General features: G+C 71.0%; 18 protein-coding genes and 2 pseudogenes. 5 read left to right on the top strand and 15 right to left on the bottom strand.

Features of this window, described 5'->3' with window-relative positions; genetic code table 11:
• Positions 1 to 48: 48 nt before the first annotated feature.
• Positions 49 to 1,257 carry a glycosyltransferase gene (locus CP976_RS02090; protein WP_150478731.1) on the bottom strand — a complete coding sequence of 403 codons (1,209 nt, stop codon included), beginning with the start codon at positions 1,255 to 1,257 and terminating at the stop codon, positions 49 to 51.
• Positions 1,258 to 1,335: 78 nt separating this feature from the next.
• On the bottom strand, positions 1,336 to 2,658 hold the full coding sequence (locus CP976_RS02085) for a UDP-glucose dehydrogenase family protein (RefSeq protein WP_167537257.1): 1,323 nt from the start codon (positions 2,656 to 2,658) through the stop codon (positions 1,336 to 1,338).
• A 252-nt stretch (positions 2,659 to 2,910) separates the two neighbouring features.
• Between CP976_RS02085 and CP976_RS02080 the strand changes: the two genes are divergently transcribed.
• On the top strand, positions 2,911 to 3,612 hold the full coding sequence (locus tag CP976_RS02080) for a TetR/AcrR family transcriptional regulator (protein ID WP_229875879.1): 702 nt from the start codon (positions 2,911 to 2,913) through the stop codon (positions 3,610 to 3,612).
• Positions 3,613 to 3,627: 15 nt separating this feature from the next.
• Here CP976_RS02080 and CP976_RS02075 read toward each other — a convergent pair whose 3' ends face one another.
• Positions 3,628 to 4,278, bottom strand: a complete 651-nt coding sequence (locus CP976_RS02075; RefSeq protein ID WP_167537256.1) for an NADPH-dependent F420 reductase — start codon at positions 4,276 to 4,278, stop codon at positions 3,628 to 3,630.
• Between the two features lie 85 nt (positions 4,279 to 4,363).
• Positions 4,364 to 4,657: an SDR family NAD(P)-dependent oxidoreductase gene (locus CP976_RS02070; RefSeq protein ID WP_150478729.1), complete on the bottom strand. Its 294-nt coding sequence runs from the start codon at positions 4,655 to 4,657 to the stop codon at positions 4,364 to 4,366.
• 284 nt (positions 4,658 to 4,941) lie between these two features.
• Here CP976_RS02070 and CP976_RS02065 point away from each other — a divergent pair.
• Positions 4,942 to 8,069: pseudogene (locus CP976_RS02065) on the top strand (alpha-L-rhamnosidase).
• 48 nt (positions 8,070 to 8,117) lie between these two features.
• Here CP976_RS02065 and CP976_RS02060 read toward each other — a convergent pair.
• The 5 genes and pseudogenes from CP976_RS02060 to CP976_RS02045 form a co-directional block, all read right to left on the bottom strand.
• Complete coding sequence (locus CP976_RS02060; protein WP_150478728.1) at positions 8,118 to 8,885, bottom strand: SDR family NAD(P)-dependent oxidoreductase; 768 nt, start codon at positions 8,883 to 8,885, stop codon at positions 8,118 to 8,120.
• Positions 8,886 to 8,897: 12 nt separating this feature from the next.
• Complete coding sequence (locus tag CP976_RS44450; RefSeq protein ID WP_308430041.1) at positions 8,898 to 9,143, bottom strand: cyclophilin-like fold protein; 246 nt, start codon at positions 9,141 to 9,143, stop codon at positions 8,898 to 8,900.
• A gap of 37 nt (positions 9,144 to 9,180) precedes the next feature.
• A pseudogene (locus tag CP976_RS44445) lies at positions 9,181 to 9,249 on the bottom strand (cyclophilin-like fold protein); the annotation flags it as partial.
• Between the two features lie 210 nt (positions 9,250 to 9,459).
• Positions 9,460 to 10,125, bottom strand: coding sequence for an SDR family NAD(P)-dependent oxidoreductase (locus CP976_RS02050; RefSeq protein WP_150478727.1), 666 nt, complete (start codon positions 10,123 to 10,125; stop codon positions 9,460 to 9,462).
• A 143-nt stretch (positions 10,126 to 10,268) separates the two neighbouring features.
• A complete protein-coding gene (locus CP976_RS02045; protein WP_150478726.1) occupies positions 10,269 to 11,285 on the bottom strand; it encodes a zinc-dependent alcohol dehydrogenase family protein in 1,017 nt (338 codons plus the stop codon).
• A gap of 185 nt (positions 11,286 to 11,470) precedes the next feature.
• Here CP976_RS02045 and CP976_RS02040 point away from each other — a divergent pair, with 185 nt between their 5' ends.
• Positions 11,471 to 12,340 carry a helix-turn-helix domain-containing protein gene (locus tag CP976_RS02040; RefSeq protein WP_150478725.1) on the top strand — a complete coding sequence of 290 codons (870 nt, stop codon included), beginning with the start codon at positions 11,471 to 11,473 and terminating at the stop codon, positions 12,338 to 12,340.
• Positions 12,341 to 12,361: 21 nt separating this feature from the next.
• Here CP976_RS02040 and CP976_RS02035 read toward each other — a convergent pair whose 3' ends face one another.
• Positions 12,362 to 13,648 (bottom strand): cellulase-like family protein, encoded by a 1,287-nt coding sequence (locus tag CP976_RS02035; protein ID WP_150478724.1) that lies wholly within the window; start codon positions 13,646 to 13,648, stop codon positions 12,362 to 12,364.
• A gap of 74 nt (positions 13,649 to 13,722) precedes the next feature.
• Between CP976_RS02035 and CP976_RS02030 the strand changes: the two genes are divergently transcribed.
• Complete coding sequence (locus CP976_RS02030) at positions 13,723 to 15,768, top strand: glycoside hydrolase family 2 protein (protein ID WP_150478723.1); 2,046 nt, start codon at positions 13,723 to 13,725, stop codon at positions 15,766 to 15,768.
• Between the two features lie 3 nt (positions 15,769 to 15,771).
• Here CP976_RS02030 and CP976_RS02025 read toward each other — a convergent pair whose 3' ends face one another.
• From CP976_RS02025 to CP976_RS02005, 5 genes are all read right to left on the bottom strand, one after another.
• The gene (locus CP976_RS02025) at positions 15,772 to 16,467 is read right to left on the bottom strand and encodes a TetR/AcrR family transcriptional regulator (protein WP_150478722.1); all 696 of its coding nucleotides are present in this window, start codon (positions 16,465 to 16,467) and stop codon (positions 15,772 to 15,774) included.
• Positions 16,468 to 16,581: 114 nt separating this feature from the next.
• Entirely contained in the window at positions 16,582 to 17,415 is an 834-nt protein-coding gene (locus tag CP976_RS02020; protein WP_229875882.1) for a carbohydrate ABC transporter permease, read from the bottom strand.
• Positions 17,416 to 17,510: 95 nt separating this feature from the next.
• On the bottom strand, positions 17,511 to 18,455 hold the full coding sequence (locus CP976_RS02015) for a carbohydrate ABC transporter permease (RefSeq protein ID WP_150478721.1): 945 nt from the start codon (positions 18,453 to 18,455) through the stop codon (positions 17,511 to 17,513).
• Entirely contained in the window at positions 18,452 to 19,804 is a 1,353-nt protein-coding gene (locus CP976_RS02010) for an ABC transporter substrate-binding protein (protein ID WP_150478720.1), read from the bottom strand. Before CP976_RS02010 ends, CP976_RS02015 begins: the two co-directional genes overlap by 4 nt.
• Before the next feature lie 30 nt (positions 19,805 to 19,834).
• Positions 19,835 to 21,874: a beta-galactosidase gene (locus tag CP976_RS02005; RefSeq protein ID WP_150478719.1), complete on the bottom strand. Its 2,040-nt coding sequence runs from the start codon at positions 21,872 to 21,874 to the stop codon at positions 19,835 to 19,837.
• A gap of 115 nt (positions 21,875 to 21,989) precedes the next feature.
• On the opposite strand from CP976_RS02005, the gene CP976_RS02000 reads away from it, so the two are divergent.
• Entirely contained in the window at positions 21,990 to 22,751 is a 762-nt protein-coding gene (locus tag CP976_RS02000) for an SDR family NAD(P)-dependent oxidoreductase (protein WP_167537255.1), read from the top strand.
• Positions 22,752 to 22,771: the final 20 nt, after the last annotated feature.

The following is a 22,771-nucleotide window of genomic DNA, read 5'->3' as shown; positions in this document are numbered from 1 at the left end:
GAACGGCCCGCGCCGGGGGCAGGGGGCCCGCGCCGGGGGCAGGGGCGGCTAGCCGGCGATACCGGCCAGGTCGCCGACCGCCTGGCCGATCTCCGGCAGCGTCAGCATCGCCAGCCGGGCCGACCGGGCCCGCGCCCGGGGCCCGGGATCGGCGAGGAGTCTGCGGCACACGTCGGCGATGCCGGCCGCGCTGCGGTCCGCGATGTGACGGCCCAGGCCCAGCTTCTCCACCCGCTCCGCGTTGGCCGGCTGGTCCCCGAAGTGCGGCAGGACCGCCATCGGCGTGCCGGTGCGCATGGCCTCGCGGATGCTGTTGAAGCCGCCGTGGGTGACGAACAGGTCGACGGACTCCAGCAGCAGCGGCTGGGGCACCCGCTCGGTGACATGGACGTGCCCGGGCAGGCCCTCGGTGTCCACCGGCACCCCGGACGTCGACACGACCACCGTGCAGTCGTCCAGCTCGGCCGCCGCCCCCACGATCGCGCGCAGACTCTCGGTGCTGTCCGGCAGCTTCACCGGCAGAGGCGTGTGCCCGTCCGCCACGCGCTCACGCATCTGCGGCAGGGCGGTACCGATCGCGGCGTACACCAGCGGCCGGTCCGTGGGCAGTCCGGCGGCCCACTCCGGCAGCACCCCGCCGCGCTCGACGTCCACCGTCTGCCGGTAGGCCCACGTCCTGGGCAGGTGCCGGGCGAAGGAGAAGGCCGGCGGCACGTAGTCGACGCGGCCGTACGGTACGACGGACAGCGGGTCGTCCCCCACGGGCAGTCCCAGTTCCGTGCGCCGCTCGTTCAGCTGTGGCAGCACCTCGACGGGGTCCAGGACGTTGCTGAACCCGGAAGGCGTCGGCAATTGCGGCACGCCGAGCAGTTCGGCGGTGAGCACCGCGCCCATGTCCATACCGTCCCGCAGGATCAGATCGGGCCGGAAGCCCCGGGCGAGAGGAAGCAGGACGTCCAGGTGCGGCTTGACTCCCGGCCCGGCCACGTTGCGCATCAGCAGCCGGGTCAGCGCGTTCGTCGGCTCCGTCAGGTCGGGGGTGTCCTGGAGCTCCGCGAGATACGGGCCCATCGCGGCGAGCGGATCGAACTCCGGTAAAACGGGCCTCACTTGTACGTCGTCGTCACGGAAGACGGGGACGAGCGCCTCGGTGGTGACCACCAGCACCTGATGCCCGGCCTCGGCGAGGGCGCGCAGCAGGGGCAGCTGGGCACGCCCGTGGGAGGGACTGCCGAGCGTGGTGCACAGAACCCGCATGGGGTGAGCCTTTCTCTTGGATTCTTCTCCGGAGGGAGGAAGGGAGAGGGAGGAGCCGGGGACGGACCGGACCCGATGTCACGCCACCCGCGCCGGTGACTCCGCGCGCCCGATGCCCTGCCAGCTCAGCCCGGCCCGGGCGAGCCGGTCCGAGTCCAGCAGGTTGCGGAAGTCGTGGACCTCCCGGCCGGCCATGCGCGCGGCGATCGCCGCCCAGTCGAGGTCGCGCAGCTCCGGCCACTCGGTGAGGACGAGACAGGCGGCCGCACCCTCCGCCGCCCGCACCGGATCGTCGGCGAGGTCGACCAGATCACTCAGGTCGGGCCGCTGCTCACGCAACGCCGGGTCGTACGCGGTGAGTTCGGCGCCGCGCTCGCGCAGCAACCGGGCGACGGAGAGGGCGGGGGAGTCGCGCAGATCGGAGGTGCCGGCCTTGAAGGTCAGTCCGTACAGGCCGAGTCGTACGCCGTGCAGCGAGCCGTCCGCGCCGCGGCCGCAGGACGCGGCGACCCGATCGACGAGCTGCTGCTGGTGGGTGACGTTGGTCTCGATGGTGGCGCGCAGCAGGGGGAAGTCGACCCCGGCCAGTTCGCAGACGGTCAGCAGGGCGTGAGTGTCCTTGGGCAGACAGGAGCCGCCCCAGCCGGGTCCGGGCCGCAGGAACGCGGAGCCGACGCGCGGGTCCCGGCCGATGCCCTCGGTGACATCGTTGATGTCGGCGCCGAAGCGTTCGCAGACGGTGGCGAGGTTGTTGGCGAAGGACAGCTTCATCGCGAGGAAGAAGTTCGCCGCGTACTTGGTCAGTTCGGCGCTGGCGGGGTCCGTGAGCACCAGCGGCGCGTCCAGTCCGGCGTACAGGTCGGCCACGCGCCGGGAGGCGTCCCGGTCGGCGGCGCCGATGACGATCCGGTCGGGGTGCAGGAAGTCGTGGACGGCGTGGCCCTCGCGCAGGAACTCCGGGTTGCTCACCACGACCACGTCGTCCCGGCCGAGCAGCGCGGCGACGCGCTCGCACGTCCCGACGGGCACGGTCGACTTGTTGACGACGACACAGCCGGGCGGCAGTACCTCCCGGATCTGCGCGGCCACCGCCTCCACGGCGGCGAGGTCGGCCGCACCGCCCGCCCCCATGGGCGTGGGCAGGCACAGGAACACGACGTCGGCCTCGGCGACGGCGGCCCCGGTGTCGCCGGTGAAGTCGAGCCGGGCCGCGTCCAGGGCGTCCCGGACGGTCTCCTGCAAACCAGGCTCCAGGATGTCCACCCGGGCCTCGCGCAGCCGCTCGACCTTGTGCGGGTCGGCGTCCGCGCACACCACGGAGTGCCCAAGAGAGGCCAGGCAGGCGCCGGTTGTGAGTCCGACGTAGCCGGTTCCGATCACGGCGACGCGTCGAGCAGGCACAGAAGATCACCTTTTCCCGTCGGTGGGGGTGCCCGCGTCCGACGGTCGAGAGGCGCGCGAGGGCGCGCTCGATCACGTCGTGCGGGCGGACCTGGAAGGGCCGACTCCGTCGTACGGCCCGGGCGGAGCGAGGACTCAAGTCACCAATCGTTGACCTGAGTCAGGTATCGCATGCGGCGAGAACGCAAGTCAACGGTTGATGACATGGGTCGGTGACTTTGAGACAGTCACCGCACACTGGAACATGGGCGGATGGCGGAAGCGCCGTGGACCACGGAGGTGCGGTACGTGACCGGAGTACAGAACGGCGAGACGGCGAAGGCGGTGGCCGGCAGGCCCGCCCACAAACGCTCGGCCTCGGCGACGCGTACGGCGCTGCGGGCCGCCGCGGCCTTCCGCTTCGGCAAGTACGGATACGAAGGCACGAGCGTGCGCGACATCGCGGGCGACGTGGGCGTGGACGCTGCCCTCGTCTACCGCTACTTCGGCTCGAAAGAAGCGCTGTTCAACGACGTTTCGGGCAGCCGCAAGATATTCGAGCCGCTGCTGGACGAGCCGGTCGAGGCGATCCCCGACTGGTTCTGCGCGCTGCTCATGGGGCAGCCGAGGGAGGGCGGCTTCCCGCACCCGGTGCTCTCCGTGCTGCGGTCCTCCGGCCGGGACGAGGCGGTGGCGCGACTGCGAGCGGACTTCACGGAGGTGTTCTCCCACCGCCTGGCCGCCCGCATCGGCGGCCCTGACGCCGACCTGCGGGCGGAACTCCTCGCCGCCTGGATGCTCGGCACGAGCCTGATGCGCACCGAGATCCGCCCACCCGCCCTGGTCTCGACGCCCGACGCCACGCTGGAGCGGTACCTGCGCGCGGGCATCGAGGTCCTGCTGGGCCCGGGGCCGGCAGAGGACGACGGGACGGCCGGGGGCGGGGACGGGGAGCGCCCCGCCGGGGACGGCTGACGTTGCCGCGACCTGTCAGGCGGAGGGGCGGGCGACGACGTTGATGTTGAACGTATGAGAACCCAGTCCGCCCGCGATGCCCATGAACAGCAGGGCGAAATGCTCCTGTCCGCGTGCTGTGGTGATGCCGCCGATGTCGAGCTGGGACGACGGGGGCCAGCCGAGATCGGTGAGCAGCCGGCCGGTGGTCCGTTTGGCTTCGGCGTCGTCGCCGGAGAGGAAGACGGTGCTCGGGCCGTCCAGATCGCCCGGGGCGACCATCACCGTGGAGTCCATGGTGCACAGCGTCTTCACGACGGGGGTCAGGGGGAAGGCTTCCTGGATCTGTTCCCCCAGGCTGCTGTTGGGGTGCGAGAGCTCGGAGAAGTCGTCGGAGAGGCCGACCCCGACATCGATCAGCAGGGTGCCGGCCAGTGCGGCTGCCCCGATGGAGTGCAGGAGTTCCACGGAGACGGTTCCCGGGGTGGCGTTGACGAGGACCTCCGCGTGAGCGGCTGTGTCCTTCAGGCTCGCCACGGGGAGACCGAGGTCCGCCCGTTCCTCGGGTCGGCGTGAGCCGAGGAGCACGTCGTGCCCTGCGGCGCTCCAGCCGTGGGCCAGTGCTCGGGCGACGTTGCCGGTGCCAAGTAGTCCTAAGCGCATGAGTGGGACGCTAGTTGTTGTCATGGAGCGGCGGATCGGACCTCGGGCCGAGTGGACCGGGCACAAAAGACCTAGTCCGGTGGTCGCCGACCCTCGTGGGGTCGCACTGTCAGCCCCGGAAGATCCGCTCGGCCTTGTCGCGGTGTGTGGTGTGCAGGTCCCAGTAGAGGGGCGAGATCTGGTCTGCCGTGGCCGTCGGCCGACCGTAGAAGGAGGGCAGGTCGAGTACGTCCGCGGGGAACGCGGCGGCGGTGATCTCCTCGGTGGTGAGTTCGCCGACGAGGTCGTGGAGCTTGTCGCGGCTGCGGGAGATCAGGGCGACGTCGAAGCCGTGGGAGCCGAAGGTGCGGGCGACGGCCAGGCCCAGCCGGGGGCCGGCTCCGACGATGGCGATGCTGGGCACGGCGATCCTTTCGTAAGACCTTGGTCCGGAAGGCGGGCAGGGACCAGTTCGCAATGCGGATAGCCCTATCCGGTTGACGGGTCTACCGTAACACGCAACTGGATAAGGCAATCCGATTCACCTGCGCGGCCCGGAGCGTGCCGGGCCTCTTGACCTCGCTCAGGCCACTCTCTAGCGTCTGGCCGCACCCTTTGGGAAACGTTACCCAAAGGCGATTCCTGAATCGATGGGAAGCAGGCGTGAGGCATGAAGAGGGCAGTCCTCCCCGCGCGCACAGCACGTCGGTGCGTCGTCGGACCGTGCTCGCCGCGACGGCCGGTGCCGTGCCGGTAGGCGCCGGCGCCACGGGAGGCGGTACGAGCGCCGCGGCGGAGTCGTCCCGCGCTCCGGAAGGCGTTTCGCGTGCTCCGGAAGGCGGCGCGGTGTGGGGACTGACCGTCGAACACCGCACCGACCCGCTCGGCATGGACGCGAACAGGCCGCGCTTCGGGTGGCGCATGCGGTCGGCGACCCGCGGCCGGAGCCAGGGGTCGTACCGGATCCTCGTGGCCACCTCGTCCGACAAGCTCTCCACTACCCGCGCGGACGTCTGGGACAGCGGGCGGGTCCGGTCCTCCGATTCCGTCGCCGTCCGCTACGAGGGCGAGCCGCTCAGCGCCTCGACCCGCTACCACTGGACCGTCACCGTCTGGGACACCGAGGACCGCCCGGTCGGGGTCGCGTTCCCGTCCACCTTCGAGACCGGCCTGATGAGCACCGACGGCGTGTCCGGATGGGACGGCGCGCAATGGATCGGCATGAGGGGGAAAGCCCCCGGCTCGGCCGGCGCACCCATGCTGCGGAACGAGACACCCCTCAGGACCGGCGGCCGGCGACAGGTGCGCGAGGCGCGGCTGTACGTGTCGGCCCTCGGCGTCTACGACGCCCACGTCAACGGCCGGCACGTCACCGTTGCCCAGGACGACGGCGCCACGGTCGAACTGCTGCCCCCGGGCTGGACGAACTACGACGCGCGAGTCAACTACCTGACGTACGACGTCACGGGCCTCGTCACAGGACAGCGGACGGTCACCCTCGCCTTCGTCCTGGGCAACGGCTGGTACAACGGCCGGGTCTCCGAGGGCAGCACGTACTACTCGGAGGACGGCAACGCGCTGGCGGTGAAGGCGAAGCTGCTGATCCGGTACACCGACGGCACGTCACAGACCGTCGTCACCGAGCCGGACGGGAGCTGGAAGGCCACGGACACCGGCCCCTGCCGCGCCGACGACATCTACGACGGCCAGACCTACGACGCCCGCAGGGAGCTGCCCGGCTGGACGGCACCCGGATTCGACGACAGCGCGTGGACGGGCGTGGAACGCGTCCCCTTCGACGACAAGTACCCGGACGCGCGGCTCCTCGCCTACCCGGCCGAGACCGCACGCCTGATGCCGCGGTGGGACCGCCGGCCGCGGTCGGTCATCGTCGCCACCGGAGTGGCCGCCAGGACGGCAGCCCCAACGGCAGGGGACGCGTCGCCGTGGACCCCGCCCGGACGGTGACCGACCCGGAGCGGGCGGCCTCCGCCTCCGTCACGATCGGCAGCGGCGAGACGGCGATCTTCGACCTCGGCCAGAACATGGTCGGCGTCGCCCGCTACGGCCTGCGCGGACCGGCCGGAACCCGGGTCGAGTTCAGGTTCGGCGAGATGCTCAACGACGACAGCGCCGGGGCGGACGGCCCCGAGGGCTCCGTCTACCGGGCCAACCTCCGCAGTGCCAAGGCGACCAGCACATACATCCTCAAGGGCGACCGGCACGGCGAGACCCACCAGGACACCCTGACCTTCTACGGGTTCCGGTATGTGTCCGTCACCGCGACGGACACGGTCACGATCACCGGCCTGACCGGCAGGGTCGCCACATCCGCGATCCGCGAGACCGGCACCCTCACCACCGACGATCCCGACATCAACCGGCTGGTGAGCAATATCAGGTGGGGCCAGCGCGGCAACTACCTCTGGGTGCCGACCGACTGCCCGCAGCGCGACGAACGCCTCGGCTGGACCGGCGACACCCAGGTCTTCGCCACGACCGGCCTGTTCAACGCAGACGCCGGTACCTTCCTCGGCCACTTCCAGGACACCGTCGTCGACTCCCAGGCCATCTACGGCATGGACGGCGCACAGTTCACCGGAGTGGCTCCCGGCGGCCGGTACAACTTCCCCGGAGGCGGCAGCGGCTGGGCGGACTGCGGTGTCATCGTCCCGTGGACCGTGTGGCAGATGACGGGCGACGCGACCATCGTCGAGGACAACTGGCCCGCGATGACCCGCTATCTGGACTGGATCCGCGAGCAGACCGACGACACCTACGCCGGACAGGGCTCCCTCACCGGCGACTGGCTGGCACCGCAGAAGACCAGCGCCCAGCTCATGAGCGACGTCTACTACGCCTACTCCGCGCGGCTGATGGCGCGGATGGCCCGGGCGATCGGGCGGACGGCGGACGCGGAGGAGTACCAGCGCCTCTTCGGGCGCATCAGGCAGGCGTTCGTCACCAAGTACCTGAGCACCGAGAACGGCCGGGTCACGGTGAAGTCCAGCCTGGGCGAGGCCTCCCCGATCGAGCCGGGCGCCGACCCCGACGAGAAGACGGAGGACAACAGCCAGACAGCGCTGCTGTGGGTCCTCAAGCTCGGGTTCTACGAGACGGAGGCACAACGCCGCGCCCTGCTCGGGCACTTGACCGACAACATCGGCAACGACGCGGCCTACAAGGCGGCGCACCCGGACAGCAGCCGGGTCCGGTACGCCGAGAAGACACTGTCCGTCGGCTTCCTCGGCGTCAACGTCCTCGCCCCGGTCCTCACCGACGAGGGCCGCGCCGACCTGGCGTACGAACTGCTGCACCAGGACGCCCTGCCGTCCTGGCTGTACTCGGTGCGCAACGGCGCCACCACCGTCTGGGAGCGCTGGAACTCCTACTCCGACGACGCCGGCTTCGGCCCGGTCAGCATGAACTCCTTCAACCACTACGCCTACGGGGCGATCATGGAGTGGATGTACACGCACATGGCCGGCATCAGCCCCGATCCGGAAAGCCCCGGCTTCCGGCACTTCCTGCTCCGGCCCCACCTCGACCCCACGGGCGGGATCACGCGGGTGTCGGGCTCGTACGAGTCGCCGTACGGCGAGATCAGAAGTGGGTGGGAGGTCGTGGAGGAGGGCCGGACCCTGGTGTACGAGGCCGCCGTGCCGGCCAACAGCGAGGCGACCCTGAGCCTCCCGGCGACCTCCGCCGACACCGTCCGCGAGGGACGCACCCCGCTGGCCCGTGTGCCCGGGGTGCGATTCCTGGGACACGCCGACGGGGTCTGCACATACCGTCTGCCGTCCGGACGGTACCGGCTGACCGCCGCGTTGCGCTGATGTCCCCGGCGGGGCTGCTCACGCACCACGTGCCCCCGCCGACCGTCGTCACCGGGCGACGTAGCCTCCGTCGACGGGAAGGGCGACGCCGACGACGAAGCCCGCCCCGGGGCTGCACAGCCACAGGACGGCCTGGGCGATCTCGTCGGCGGTGCCGATGCGGTTGATGGGCTGGTTGGCTTCGGCCTCGGCGCGGTCGAGTTCACCCTTGGCGATCATGTCGCTGACCATGGGGGTGTCGATGGTGCCGGGGCAGACGGCGTTGACGCGGATGCCGCGTGGGGCGTATTCGAGGGCGGCGCTGGTGGTCAGGCCGATGACGCCGTGCTTGGAGGCGTGGTAGGAGGCGCGGCCGGGCAGGCCCACCAGGCCGCCCAGGGAGGAGCAGTTGACGATGGCGCCGCTGCCCTGGGCGCGCATGTGCCGCAGTTCGTGCTTCATACAGGCCCATATGCCGCGGAGGTTGATGGCGTTGACGCGGTCGAAGCGTTCGGCCGGTTCGTCGGCGGCGTCGCTGGGCGGGATCTGGATGCCGGCGTTGTTGTAGGCCATGTCCAGGCGGCCGAAGGTTTCCACGGTGCGGTCGACCGCAGCGGCGACCTGGTCCTCGTCGGTGACGTCGCAGGTGAGAGCCAGGACTTGGTGGCGGGCGTCGGTGAGTTCCTTCGCGGCCGCGTTCAGCGCTGCTTCGTCGACGTCGGTGAGGGCGACGGCGGCTCCCGACTCGGCGAAGGCGCGGGCGGTGGCAAGGCCCATTCCCGAGCCGGCACCCGTGACGAGGGCGACCTGGCCGCTGAAGTCGTAGGTGGGGTTCATGCGGTGTTCTCCCTAGGAGACGGCTTCGATCGTGACGTGGTCGGCGGTGGCGAAGCGTTCGGCGGCGCCGTCGGCGAGATGGCCGAGCACGACCAGGCCGGGGTCGCGGGAGCCGCCGTCCCGGTAGTAGACGGCCAGGTTGCCCCAGGGCGCGTAGTACGCCAGGTCCCCCGCCTTGCCTTCGGCCGCGTCCGGCGCCCCTGAGGTGTCCAGCCTGCGGGGCAGGTCGGCGACCCGTTTCCGTCCCGTGGAAGTCACTGAGGTCCAGGGTGAGGGGGAGCAGGGCGGCGAAGTCGCGGGCGGCGGCGCTGTCGTTCAGGGTGGCGTCGACGGCGTGGCCGTCGACGGTGAGCCGGATGGTCATGGCGGTGTTCCTGTAGGACGGTGCGGCGGGTGCCTGGGCCGTCGGCGTCTGCCGGGCCCCGGCGGCGGGGGAGGACGGCGAGGACGTGGAAGAGGGGGTGGCCGCAGGCGGGTCGTCAGTGCACGCGGTCACCGTCAGCAGCACCACGGCGACCGCTACCGTGCGGGCGCGGAGACGGAGGGCGGACGGAACCACGACGCCTGCCCGGAGTCACTCGGGCAGCGGCTCGGCGAAGTGCCGGAAGCCGTCGCGCGCGACGTGGATGTCGTACAGGCGCCGGGCCAGCACCACGGGGCTGCTGTGCTCGGCGTCGGGGCGGATGGCGCCCGGGATGATCAACTGGGCGGCGTGGATGTTCTCCGGGGCGAGCGCGTCGTGCAGCATGCGGGCGTAGGCGCTCTCGGCGGCGAAGGCGATCGAGGTGCCGGCCCGGTCGGGGTGGGGGCGTACGGCGGTGCCGCCGTTGACGAACAGCAGGGTGCCGCGGCCGAGGTCGCGCATCCCGGGCAGGACGGCGTTCACGCAGGTGACAGGACCCTTGACGGAGAAGGACAGCGGGGCGTCGAGGTCGTCGGCGCCGGTGTCGAGGACAGGCCTCATGAAGTCGGCGCGGGGCACGGGGCTGTACTGGAGGATCTCGACGGGCCCGAGGGCGTCGGCCGCCGTGCCCAGGGCCGTGGTGAGGGACGCGGGATCCAGGACGTCGGCCGTGAACCCGCGCGCCCGGATGCCGTCACCGGCGAGCTCGGCTGTCAGTTCCTCCAGGTGCCGGGCGTTGCGGGAGACGAGGGCGACGCTGTGGCCGGCGGTTCCGAAGCGGCGGGCGGTGGCGAGCCCGAGGCCCGGACCGGCGCCGACGAGGGCAAAGGTGGTCATGAGAGGTCCTTCGTGGGGCGTCCGGGGCCGGGCGGCGGAGGCCCGGCCCCGCGGTGGGGTGTCTGGGTCGGGGCGGCAGAGCCCGGCGAGGGGCTGTACGGGGCAGGCCGGCAGAGGCCCGGCCCGGCGACGGCTGTACGGGGTCAGGGCTTGAGCAGGGCCTTGATCGCCCGGCGCTCGTCCATCGCCTGGTAGCCCTCGGCGACCTTCTCCAGCGGCAGGGTGAGGTCGAAGACCTTGCCCGGGTTGATCCGCCCCGACAGTACGCGTTCGATCAGGTCGGGCAGGTAGCGGCGCACCGGGGCGGGGCCGCCGCGCAGGCCGACGTGGGAGAAGAACAGCTCCTCGCCGTCGAGGGCCACCTCGTGCGGGACACCGACGAAGCCGACGTTGCCGCCGGGCCGGGCGGAGTGCAGGGCCTGCCGCATGGCCTCGGCGGTGCCGACGCACTCCAGTACCGAATCCGCGCCGATGCCGTTCGTCAGCTCCTTGACGCGGGCGATGCCTTCTTCGCCGCGCTCGCTGATGACCTCCGTGGCGCCGAACTCCACGGCCAGCTCCTGCCGGGACGCATGACGGCTCATGGCGATGATCCGCTCGGCGCCGAGCTCCTTCGCGGCGATGACACCGCACAGGCCGACCGCGCCGTCACCGACGACGACGACCGTGGAGCCCGGCTCGACCTCGGCGGCGAGGGCGGCGTACCAGCCGGTGCCCATCACGTCGGAGACGGCGAGCAGGCTGGGCACGAACTCGCCGTCCGGGTGACCGTCGGTGGCGACGAGGGTGCCGTGGGCGTTGGGGATGCGGACGTACTCGGCCTGGCACGTGCTCATGAACTCGCGGCGCAGGCAACTGGACTGCCAGCCGGCCCGGCAGTTCGCACAGGTGTTGTCGGAGGTGGCGAAGGAACCGACCACGAACTGGCCCGGCTCGACCGAGGTGACTTCGCTGCCGACCTCCTCGACGACGCCGACGTACTCGTGTCCCATCGGGTGCGGGTCGCCTATGGGCTCCAGACCGCGGTAGGGCCACAGATCCGAGCCGCACACACAGGTGGCGACCGTGCGGATGACCGCGTCCGTCGGGTGGAGAATCCTCGGGTGGTCGAGTTCCTCGAGACGCACGTCGCCGGGGGCATGGATGACTGCTCCGCGCATGGGTGGGCCTTCCTTCACTGCGAGGATCTACGTACCGCAGCCGGGCTGGGGGCACGGCTGCTCCCGGTCGAGGCTCGCACTCGGGTCCAGGCGCGAAAAGCGGAGGAATCCATCCTGGGAAGGGAACATCCTGGGAGTAAATTCTCCCCCCTTCCCCAGGCGCGATCGATGTCATTCTGGGAAGCATGACCGGCAACGTTCCCCTCAATGAGCTGGGAGAATTCCTCAAGAAGCGCCGCTCGGAGCTGAGCCCGCGCACAGTCGGACTGCCCGACAGCGGCAGGCCCCGCCGCGTGGCCGGCCTGCGCCGCGAGGAAGTCGCCCACCTCGCCAGCATCAGCACCGACTACTACACCCGACTCGAGCAGGGCCGCATGCAGGCGTCGGCGCCGGTCCTGGACGTCCTCGCCCGGGTCCTCCACCTGGACGACGACGAGCGGGGCTACCTCTTCCAGCTCGCGGGCAAAACCACCACGCGCACCCGGCGCCGCGGCCGTCAGAAGGTCCAGCCTCAGCTCCAGCGGGTCCTGGACGACCTGACCGCCACCCCGGCCGTCGTGCAGGGCCGGCGCGGGGACATCCTGGCCTGGAACGCGCTGGCCGCGGCCCTGGTCACGGACTTCTCCCGCGTCCCGGAGAAGCACCGCAACTACCCGCGGATCATCTTCACGGACCCGGCCATGCGCACCCTGTACGCCGACTGGGAGTCCTCCGCCCGGATCTCCGTGGCCCAGCTGCGGATGGAGGCCGCGAAATACCCCGAGGATCCTCGTCTGATCGAGCTGGTCGGTGAACTGTCCACCCGCGACCAGCAGTTCGCCCGGTGGTGGGGCGACCACCACGTCGCCGCCCGCACCGTGGGCACCAAGACCCTCGCTCACCCGGTCGTCGGCGAACTCGTCCTGGACTGGGACACCCTCACGGCCAACACCGATCCCGACCAGCACCTGACCGTCTGGACGGCGGCGCCGGGATCGCCCACCCACGAGCGGCTGCGCATCCTGGCCTCCTGGGCCGCCGACCAGCACCTGTCCCCGTCACCGCCGCCCGGCTGAGAGCTCTGCCCCGGTCGCCGGTCAGCCGCCGGTGATCCGGGCGTTCACCCGCCGCATCCAGTCCCCGTCCGTGTGCCACATGGGGTGGTGCGGGGCCGCGTTGGATGTCAGGACGACACCGTGGAAACCCGCCGCGAGGCAGCGGTCGACGACGAACTCCGCGATGTCCTTGCCGACGGCGTCCTCCTCGAAGCGCGTCAGGAGCGGGGTGTAGCCCACCACGCCTTCGCCGAGGACGGCGGGGATGCCGCGGCGACGGGCGAAGCCGGCGACGGAGTCGACCCACCGGGTCAGTGTCTCCCGCATGGCCTGCCGGTGCTCGGCGTAGTTCTCGTAGAGCCACAGGTCCCAGCGGTCGGGGTCGACCCAGTCGTGCGCGTAGAAGAGTTCGCGCGGGATTCCGGTGGCCGCGAGTCGCCAGGGCTCGTCCGGCTGGTGGTCGGCGAAGGCGGGCGCGTCGGGGCGCAGCATGCCGGCCAGTTCGGGAGTGGGCCAGGTGGCCGTCCGGGGTGCCGGCTCGGTGCCGTGGCCGAGTCCCACCGCCTCGTAGAGCGCTCCGAGCACGCCGTAGACGTAGAAGTGAAAGTGCGCGATCTGCGCCTGATCCGGCAGGTCGTCGAGTTCGTCCGGCCAGGGTTCGCCGAGCGAGTAGGTGACGGGGACGGCGGGGTGGCGCGACCGCAGCAGCTTCACGGCACGGTCCAGGGGGCCGCGCAACCTGGCGTAGTGGGTGGCGCCGTTGTCCGGTACCAGGGAGCAGTTGTCGACCTCGTTGTGCACTTCGACGTAGGCGACGCGGTCGGCCAGCCCGCGCTCCGTGAGGAAGTCCAGCAGCCCGGCGAGGGCTTCGGCCACGGCCTCGGCCCGGTCGGGTCCGGGGACCGCGGCCAGGGCGCTGTGCCAGGCGTCGGTGTCGGCGAAGCTGGGGGACTGCTGGTACTCCCATGAGGAGACGATCACCCGGCAGTCGTGCCGGGCGGCCGCCTCGAACAGCTCGACGAGCCGTCGGCGGCCGTCCAGCGGATAACCGCCGCGCACGTTGTACCAGCGGGTGCGCTGTCCGAACTCGCCACCCAGTCCCTGGACTTGCAGCGACTCCGGGGCTTCGACACGTCCGGAGAACAGCAGGAAGGGCATGGCGCAGACGCGCACGGTGTTGAAGCCCCGCTCCACGGCCTCGGCGAAGGCGCGGTCGAGGTCGGCGAAGGGCTCGCCGGGTCCCGCCTGGGTGTACCAGCTGAAGTCCCACAGGGTGATGGCGAGTCGGCCCGTGGTCCCGCTCACGGCGGCCTGTTGCAGTGAGGTCATGAGGCCACGCTAGCTCAATTCATTATTTATGAATAATCCTTGACAGGGTTCGGGCGGCTCCCCAGGCTTCTGCCATGACCGAATCCCTCCCCTTGTCCCGGCGCACCGTCGTCACGGCACTCGGCGCGGCCGGCTTCGTAGCCCTTCCGGCCTGGCCGGAGAAGGCAAGAGCGGCGGACGGCCCGGCCTCAGCCGCGGACGGCCCGGTGCTCGACACCCACCCGGCCACCGAACCCTCCGGCACCCATGTGCGCGAGGTCGGTGGCACCCATGTCGTCTTCCAGTACGGCGCCGTGCTCCCCGCCTTCGACGGCTGGCGCACCCGGGAGCCCACCCGTGAGTACCTGTCCCTGGACAGGAAGTGGCGTTTCCGCTTCGACCCCGGCCGGCACGGCCTCGGCGAGGGCTGGCAGTCCCCGGACCTCGACGACCGGGCGTGGGACCTCATCGACGTGCCGTCGGCCTGGGACCTGCTGGACACGCCCGGATTCGGCTCGGAGACCACCCCCTTCGGCAAGGGCACGGCGTTCGCCGACGGCTACGCCTGGTACCGGACCGTCGTCGACGTCCCCGGATCCTGGCGGGCCCGGCATGTGCGCATCGCCTTCCTGGCCGCCGGCTACAGCGCCGAGGTCTGGCTCGACGGCGTGCACCTCGGCAAGCACGAAGGGGCCAACTCGCCCTTCGCGCTTCCGGTGGCGGGCGCGCTCCGGCCGGGCACGCGCCAGACGATCGCCGTGCGGGTCTTCCGCCGGGCGAGCTACACCGACTACACGGCCCCGGCTCCGCAGCCGGTCACCGACGACCACGAGATCCCGTACAAGCCCGTCGACTACTGGCCCTACGCGGGCCTGACCCGGTCGGTCTGGATCGAGGCGGTCCCGCGGGTCACCATCGCCAAACTGCTCGTGGCCGGCGCGAACGGGCGCCTCGAGGCACGAGCGGTCATCGAGAACCACGGTGCCTCCGACTTCGACGGCCGGCTCACACTGGATCCCGGCCGGGACAGCGGCGCCCGGCCCACCGTGGTCGAGGCCCGGATCGCGGCCCGATCCGCCGGCGTCGTGCGCGTCTCGGTTCCCGTGCCCCGCGCCCCGCGATGGAGCCCGGCCTCACCGCACACGCTCACCGCCCGCGCCACCCTGACCGCCGGGAAGCCCTCTGGCCCGCGAGTGGACACGCTGTCCACCGTCTACGGTGTGCGCGAACTGACCGTCGGCGACGCACGGTTGCGGTTGAACGACAAGCCCCTCTTCCTCAAGGGCCTCAACTGGCACGAGGAGACGGCCGCGCGCGGCAGGGCGATGACGCCCGCCGAGTACGACCGCGAACTGGGCCACATCACGGCACTGGGCGGCAACTTCATCCGCAACTGCGTCTACAACCGCCACCCGTACGTCTACGACTGGGCGGACGAGCACGGCGTGCTGGTGATGGACGACATCGACACCATGTGGCTCAACACCGCCCAGGAGGAGCTCCAGACCGAGCGCTACGGTCTGGCCCGGGCGCAGGCCCTGACCATGGCGTGGAACCAGCACAACCACCCGTCGGTGATCCTCTGGGGGCTCCAGAACGAGTCGGAGATCGACGCCGGCGGTGCTCCGGTCTACCGGGCCTGGCTCGCCGATCTCAAGGCGGCCGTGAAGGCGGTCGACCTCACCGCCCGCCCCGTGACCTGGGCCTCCAGCACCAGTAACGACCCCGCGTTCGACCTTGCCGACGTGATCGGGTTCAACGAGTACTTCGGCTACTTCTACGGCGAGGACTCCGACCTCGGCCCCACGCTGGACGCGGTGCACGCGAAGTATCCCGGCAAGCCGATCCTCATCACCGAGAACGGCACCTGGTCCCTCGCGGGCAACCACGGTCCCGACACCACGGAGGGCACGGAGGAGTGGCAGGCGGCCCGCTTCACCGCCCACTGGGCGCAGGTCGTCGATCGCAGCGAGTTCGTCGCCGGATTCACCTACTGGGTCCTCAAGGACTACAAGCAGCGGGCCGGGTACAACCAGGCCTACAACGGAATCTCCGTCATGGGCCTGCTCACCTGCGGCGAGGAGCGGCCCAAGCTCGTCTACGAGGCGTTCCGGAAGGCGGCCGGTCCGGGGGCCGGGTGACCTTCAGGAGAGGTCCTGGCCGGTTCGTGTGAGGCGGACCATGGCGCGGTAGAGGGCGGTGGACGCCGGCGCGTCGGGCAGCGGGGGGATCGGCGCGCCGGGGGCGGCGTAGGAGCGGAGCATGTGGCCGACGAGGCGGCGCCAGGTGTCGGGGGCGGCGTCGCCGGTGGCGGTGACGACGCCGGCGTTGGCGATGAGCAGGATGACGACGTCCTGGTGGGTGAAGTCGTCACGCAGGTGCCCGGTGTCCTTGGCGCGGACGATGAGTTCGAGCAGCCGGTCGTACGCCTCGGCGCGGCGGGCCTCCAGAGCCTTGGCGGCCGGAAAGGTCATGGTCAGGACGTCGGCGAAGCCGCGGTCGGCGGCCTGCATGCCGCAGATGGCGTGCACGTAGCCGATTAAGCCGTGCCAGGGGTCGGGGTCGTCCAGGGCGACGCTGACGGCGGTGGCGTAGGCGTCCATGCGCTCGGCGAAGACGGCGGCGACCAGCTCCTCCTTGGTGGCGAACCGGCGGGAGAGAGTGGCTTTGCCGACGCCGGCCTCGCGTGCGATGGAGGCCATGGACACGCCGAGGCCCTCGCGGGCGTAGAGGCGGCGGGCGGCGGCCAGGATGCGGCAGCGGTTGCGCTCGGCGTCGGCCCGCAGTCCCGTGCCGGGCTGCTGGTCCGGGGTGTCTCCGGGAGCTGCGGAAGAAGTCATGCCCTCACCCTACCTAACTGGAACATGTGGACCAGTTAGGTGCGGGGAGTCATGGCGGGGCCGGCGCCGACGACGCCGGGCCGGTCACCGGGGGAGGGGCGGCAGCCCCTCCCCTCAGCCCTTGACGCTGCCCTGGGTCAGGCCGGACCGCCAGTAGCGCTGGAGGACGAGCATCGCGGCGGCCAGCGGGAGGATCGAGAGGAACGCGCCGCCCACCGTGAGCTGGTTGAGCTCGGGAATGCGGTTGGCCGCCGCCTGCCAGGTCGTCAGGCCCAGGGTGATCGGGTACTTGCGTTCGTCCGAGAGCATCACCAGCGGCAGGAAGTAGTTGTTCCAGATGCCGACGAACTGGAAGAGGAAGACGGTCACCAGCGCGGGTGTCATGGTGCGCAGCACCAGGGTGCCGAAGATCCGCCACTCGCCCGCGCCGTCCACGCGGGCCGCCTCCAGCATCTCGGCCGGTACCGCGGCCTCCGCGTAGATCCGGCACAGATACACCCCGAACGGGCTGACGATGCTCGGAATCAGCACCGCCCAGTAGGTGTTGGCCAGGCCCACCTTGCTGAACAGCAGGTACAGCGGCAGCGCGAGCGCGGTACTCGGGAGCAGCACACCGGCGAGCACGACCTTGAAGACCGCCTCCCGGCCACGGAAGCGGTACACGGCGAGGGCGTAGCCGGCGGCGCCCGCGAGCAGGGTGGCCAGCGCACCGCCCACCCCCGCGTACAGGACGCTGTTGAAGGTCCAGCTCCAGAAGATGCCGTCGCCGTAGGAGAAGACCTTCGACGTGTTGTCCAGCCACCGCGGGTCGGAGAACCACAGTCCGAAGGTGCCGAAGAGGTCGGCGCTGCTCTTGGTGGAGGCCACCACCAGCCAGTAGACGGGCAGCAGGAAATAGAGCGCCGCGACGGTCAGCAGGGCGACCAGCAGGATCCGCGAGGGCTTCACGCGACGGCGCGGACCGCTGTCAGGGCCTCGCCCGGCCCCCTGTGGAACGTGAGCGGAGGCGGTTGTCGGTTCCTCGGTGTGGGGTGCGGACACGCTCACCGTGCATCCCTTCCTTCCCTGCGGTTCACCAGGCTGAGGAAGCCGAAGGACAGCACGCTCGCCACCAGGGCGAGGATCACCGACTCGGCCGCGGCGAGGTAGATGTTGTTGTTGGCGAACGCCTCGTTGTACGCGCTCAGGTTCGGTGTGTACGAGTTGGTGACCGCCGGGGTCAGTGGCTTGATGACCAGCGGTTCGGCGAACAACTGGAGTGTTCCGATGATGGAGAACACGCCGGTGAGCACCAGGGCCGGCCGGGCGAGCGGCAGCTTGATCCGCATCGCCGTCTGCCACGCACCGGCCCCGTCGATGCGGGCGGCCTCGTAGAGCTCCTGGGGGATCGCCTTGAGCTGGGCGACGATCACCAGCATGTTGTAGCCGGCGAACTCCCAGATCACGATGTTGGCGATGGACCACAGCGCGGTGTCGTAGCCGAGGAAGTCGGGCGCGAGCCCGATCCTGCCGAGCAGGTCGGTGATCGGGCTGACGCCCGGCACGTACAGGAAGCCCCACAGGATCGAGGCGATGACGCCGGGGACGCCGTACGGCAGGAAGTAGGCGGCACGCAGGATGCCCGCCCAGCGGTGGGAGAGCGTGTCGAGTGCCAGGGCCAGCGCGGTGGCCAGCAGCAGCATCACCGGGATCTGCACCAGGCCGAAGAGCAGTACCCGCGCGAAGCTCTCCAGGAAGGCCGACTGCTGAAGGGCGAGGGCGTAGTTGTCCAGTCCGGCGAAGCCGAGGGTGGCCGGGCCCAGGCCCAGAGCGCCGGAGCGCTGCGGTGTGAGCAGGCTCTGGTAGACCGCGTAGCCGAGCGGAAGGACGAAGGTGAACAGGAAGAGAGCGACGAAGGGGAGCAGGAACCCCCAGGCCGCCCGGTCGGGGCGAGCCGAACGCCGGCTGCCCGGCGGGGACTTCTTCGTCCGGCTGATCGTGGTACTCATCGCGCGCTCCTTGCCGTCAGGCCCTTCGCCTTCAGGTTGTCCACGGTGCTTTTCTGGGCGTCGGCCAGCGCACCGGTGAGGCTGCCTTCTCCGTCGATGGCCGCGCCGAAGGCGTCCTGGAGCTGGGCGAAGTCGGCGTCCGTGGTGGGCGACCACTTCCAGGAGGTGTCGATCGCCCGGTCGGACGCCGTGAACACGTCGTTGTAGCGCTGCCCGCCGAAGAACGGGTCGGGCTTGTCGAGCGCCGATCCGCGGAAGATGCCGGCGGCCGCGGGCCAGCCGTAGCCGACGGAGACGTTCAGGTCGACGGCCCGGCGGTCGGTGTTGATCCAGTGCGCGAACCGCAGGGCCTCGCGCGGGTGCCGGGTGCCCTGAAGGATCGCGGTGGACGATCCGCCCCAGTTGGCGGAGGCCTTCTGTCCTTCCTCCCACTGGGGCAGCAGGGCGACCCGCCACTCTCCCGCGGTGCCCGGCGCGTTGCCGCGCAGCAGGGCGTCGCCCCACTGCGGACCGATCCAGGCGGAGATCTGGCCGGTCTGGACATGCTTGTACCAGGCGTTGGACATGTCGGGTTCGACGAAGACGAGGTCGTCGCGGACCATCCTCTCCCAGTACTCCGCGACCTCGCGGGAGAGATCGTCGTCCATGTCGACGACCCAGGTGTCGCCCTCCGTGCGCACCCACCGTGCGCCGCGCTGCCAGCACATCGCGGCGAACCAGCTGGGCTGGTTGGGTGCGAACGCGCACAGCCTGGCCCCGTTGCCGCGGGCCTTGACCACGCGGGCGGCCGCCTCGAACTCGGCCCAGGTGGTGGGCGTTGCGATGCCCCACTTCGCGAAGAGGTCCCGGCGGTAGAAGAGGCCCATGGGGCCGGAGGCCTGAGGGACGGTGTAGACCTCGCCGTCGAAGACGCCCTGCTGCCACTGCCACGGCACATAGCTGTCGCGCAGTTCGTCGGCACCGTACTCGCTCAGGTTCGTCAGGCCGTTGACCAGCATGAAGCTGGGAAGCTCGTGGTACTCGACCTGGGCCAGGTCGGGAGGATTCCCGGCCGTCAGCGAGGCGTGCATCTTCTGGTAGCCGCCCGTCACGTTCTGCGGGATGGTCTGCATCTCGACTTGGATGTCCGGGTGCGTCCGGTTCCACAGGTCGACGGTCTTCTGCATCGGCACCCAGGTCCAGAAGACGAGCTTGACCTTCTGGCCGCGCCGCGTGGGTGCCTGTCTGGTGGCGCGGGCGGCTCCGACCGTCTGGCCGCACGCGGTGAGGGCCGGGAGTGCGGCCAGTGACCCGGCCGCCCCGGCACCCCACCGGAGCACAGACCTCCGCGAGGGTGGTGAGCTGTTCATGTACGTCCCTTTTTCTGGAGCTCGGTTCGTCTAGGGCTCGACCAGTACGGCCACTCCGGCCGCGGGCAGCGTGAGCCGGTCCGCGGGAGCCGCCCCCTGGGTCAAGGCATCGGTCATTGGCTCGGGCAACTGGATCTCGGCTTCCTCCCGACCGTGGTTCAGCAGGAAGACGAACCGTCCGCCGTCGCCCTCGCGCACGGTCGCCTGGACGTGCTCGGGAAGCCCGGGCAGCACCGGCCGGACGGACGCCGCACGGCACACGTCCTCCGTCAGTGCTCGCATGGCCCCCGGTGCGAGACGCGTCGCGACGTACCACGCGTCTCCCTCGCCGAAGGAGTGCCGGGTGACGGCCGGCCGCCCGGCCAGCGGCCCGGAACCGAAGTCCGCCACCGCCTGGGCGCCTTCGGGTACGACGACCTCCGACCACAGGTCGGCGCGGCCGGCCGTGCCGTCCGCGCGCCGGACGTCCACTGTCTCGTTCTCCGCGAGCGGCCAGAACTCCTCGACGCGCAGGCCCAGTACCTCGCGCAGGGGCGCCGGGTATCCGCCCAGGTGCACCCGGTCGCAGTCGTCGACGATGCCGGAGAAGAACGACACCAGCAGATGTCCGCCGCCGCGCACGAACTCGGTGAGGCGCTCGGAGTCCTGCTCCTTCAGCAGGTACAGGCTGGGTACGACGACGAGGCGGTAGCCGGACAGGTCGCGGTCGGGGGGTACGACGTCGCAGGCGATGCCGGCGTCGAAGAGCGGCCGGTAGTGGGCGAGCGCGATCTCCATCTGGTTCAGGGCGGTCGACGGGTGGGAGTCCAGCTCCAGCGCCCACCAGCTGTTCCAGTCCAGGACCAGGGCGGCATCGGCGGTGGACCGGGTGCCGGCGATCCGCGGCACAGCGGCCAACTCACGTCCCAGCTCGCTCACTTCGCGGAAGGTGCGGGTGTCGGTGCCGCCGTGCGGGAGCATCGCCGAGTGGTACTTCTCGGCGCCGCCCCGGGACTGCCGCCACTGGAAGTACAGCACCGCGTCCGCGCCCTGGGCGACCGCCTGCCAGCTCCACAGCCGCATCCGCCCGGGCGGCTTGGGCCCGTTGCGGTCACGCCAGTTGACCGCGCTCGGGGCCTGCTCCATCAGCATCCACGGCTGTCCGGCGCGGGCGGAGCGGGTGACGTCGAAGATGAACCCCGCCGAGACATGTGTGTTCTCGTCGTGCGGGTCCTGGTAGACGTCGACCGACACGACGTCCTCCTCGGCGGCCCAGCGGAAGGCGTCGACGGGCTTGTGCACGCCGATGAAGTTCGTCGTGACCGGCACGTCCGGGGTGATCCGCCGCAGGACCTCCTTCTCCGCCAGATAGCACTGGAGCAGCGCGTCGTCGGAGAACCGGGCGAAGTCGAGCTGCTGGGCGGGGTTCGGGAAGGTCGGCGCGAGCCGCGGTGGAAGCACCTCGTCGAAACTGTCGTAGCGCTGGGCCCAGAAGGCCGTCGACCAGGCGTCGTTGAGCGCCTCGACGTCGCCGTAGCGCTCGGCCAGCCAGCGCCGGAAGTCGGCGGCCGACTCGTCGCACCAGCACATCGGGGTGTGGCAGCCGTACTCGTTGCCGATGTGCCACATCTCCAGCGCGGGGTGGTCGGCGTACCGGGTGGCCAGCCGTTCGACCAGGCGCACGGCGTGCTCGCGGTAGACGGGGCTGGAGGGGCAGTAGTGCTGGCGCCCGCCGGGCCACATGCGCCGGCCGTCGGCGGTCTCGGGGAGGATCTCGGGGTGCAGCCGGGACAGCCACGGGGGCGGTGACGCCGTCATGGTGGCCAGGCACACGGCCACACCCGCCCCGGCGAGGTTGTCCATGACCCGGTCGAACCAGCCGAAGTCGTACTCGCCGGGCCTCGGCTCCACCTTCGCCCAGGAGAAGATGCCGGCCGTCACCAGGGAGACGCCCGCCTCCTTCATCAGCGTCACGTCCTCGGCCCACACCGCCTCGGGCCACTGCTCGGGGTTGTAGTCGCCGCCGAAGGCGATCCCGGCCGGGCGCAGGCGCCGCCGGGCGTCGATCGCTACTGAGTCTGCCTGTCGCATGGCCGTCAGTCTCGGAGCGACATCGCCACCCCGTCAAGATATATTCATTATTAATTGAAAGAGCTAGGATGGGTGCGGCAGCTTGAGTGCAGGCAGCGGAGGGGAGAGACGCGGGATGACGGAATGCCGCAGGATGGCGGGGCGCGTGGCGGTGATCACCGGCGCCGCGCACGGGATCGGCGCGGCCACGGCCCGCAGACTCGCGGACGAGGGCGCGACGGTCGTGGTCACGGACGTGGACGACGCGGCCGGCAAGACGGTCGCGGCGGACATCGAGGCCGGGGGAGGGCGCGCGGAGTACGTGCGCTGCGACGTGACCTCGGCCGCCGACTGGGAGAATCTGGCCCGCCATGTCGAGGAACGGCACGGCCGGCTGGACGTGCTGCACAGCAACGCCTTCGCCCAGCTCAACAAGCCCGCCCACGAAATGGGCGAGGCCGAGTGGGACGGCCAGATGGCCGTGCTGCTCAAGCCGGCCTGGCGGGCGATGAAGACCTTCGCGGCCATGCTGCGCGAGGCGCGGGGCTCCGTGGTCCTCACCTCCTCGGTGCACGCGGTCATCGGCCTGCCCGGCCATGCCGCCTACGCCGCGGCGAAGGGCGCGCTGTGCTCGCTGGGGCGGCAGCTGGCCGTCGAGTACGGGCCGGACATCCGGGTCAACACGGTGCTGCCCGGCCCCGTCCTCACCGCCGCGTGGGACGGGATCCCGGAGGCCGACCGGGCGCGCAGTGTGGCGGCCACGGCGGCCAAGCGGTTCGGACAGCCGGAGGAGGTCGCCGCCGCCGTCGCCTTCCTGGCATCGGAGGACGCCTCGTTCGTGACCGGAGCGAGCCTCGTGGTCGATGGAGGATGGAGCGTCATGAAGGAGTCCTCGTGAGCGGCACGCGGCGTGCGCGC

Source organism: Streptomyces coeruleorubidus, from assembly GCF_008705135.1.
Taxonomy (GTDB): Bacteria; Actinomycetota; Actinomycetes; order Streptomycetales; family Streptomycetaceae; genus Streptomyces; species Streptomyces coeruleofuscus.
The sequence above is the reverse complement of the archived record's forward strand: the minus strand, read 5'-3'. Positions and strand labels throughout refer to the sequence as shown.

What these genes read in the sequence shown, in the direction of transcription:
- CP976_RS02010 (WP_150478720.1), bottom strand. Translation starts at nt 19,804, where the DNA reads ATGAACAGCTCACCACCCTCGCGGAGGTCTGTGCTCCGGTGGGGTGCC.
- CP976_RS02080 (WP_229875879.1), top strand. Translation starts at nt 2,911, where the DNA reads ATGGCGGAAGCGCCGTGGACCACGGAGGTGCGGTACGTGACCGGAGTA.
- CP976_RS02015 (WP_150478721.1), bottom strand. Translation starts at nt 18,455, where the DNA reads ATGAGTACCACGATCAGCCGGACGAAGAAGTCCCCGCCGGGCAGCCGG.
- CP976_RS02005 (WP_150478719.1), bottom strand. Translation starts at nt 21,874, where the DNA reads ATGCGACAGGCAGACTCAGTAGCGATCGACGCCCGGCGGCGCCTGCGC.
- CP976_RS02045 (WP_150478726.1), bottom strand. Translation starts at nt 11,285, where the DNA reads ATGCGCGGAGCAGTCATCCATGCCCCCGGCGACGTGCGTCTCGAGGAA.
- CP976_RS02050 (WP_150478727.1), bottom strand. Translation starts at nt 10,125, where the DNA reads ATGACCACCTTTGCCCTCGTCGGCGCCGGTCCGGGCCTCGGGCTCGCC.
- CP976_RS02060 (WP_150478728.1), bottom strand. Translation starts at nt 8,885, where the DNA reads ATGAACCCCACCTACGACTTCAGCGGCCAGGTCGCCCTCGTCACGGGT.
- CP976_RS02035 (WP_150478724.1), bottom strand. Translation starts at nt 13,648, where the DNA reads ATGACCTCACTGCAACAGGCCGCCGTGAGCGGGACCACGGGCCGACTC.
- CP976_RS02030 (WP_150478723.1), top strand. Translation starts at nt 13,723, where the DNA reads ATGACCGAATCCCTCCCCTTGTCCCGGCGCACCGTCGTCACGGCACTC.
- CP976_RS02000 (WP_167537255.1), top strand. Translation starts at nt 21,990, where the DNA reads ATGACGGAATGCCGCAGGATGGCGGGGCGCGTGGCGGTGATCACCGGC.
- CP976_RS02025 (WP_150478722.1), bottom strand. Translation starts at nt 16,467, where the DNA reads ATGACTTCTTCCGCAGCTCCCGGAGACACCCCGGACCAGCAGCCCGGC.
- CP976_RS02090 (WP_150478731.1), bottom strand. Translation starts at nt 1,257, where the DNA reads ATGCGGGTTCTGTGCACCACGCTCGGCAGTCCCTCCCACGGGCGTGCC.
- CP976_RS02040 (WP_150478725.1), top strand. Translation starts at nt 11,471, where the DNA reads ATGACCGGCAACGTTCCCCTCAATGAGCTGGGAGAATTCCTCAAGAAG.
- CP976_RS02075 (WP_167537256.1), bottom strand. Translation starts at nt 4,278, where the DNA reads ATGACAACAACTAGCGTCCCACTCATGCGCTTAGGACTACTTGGCACC.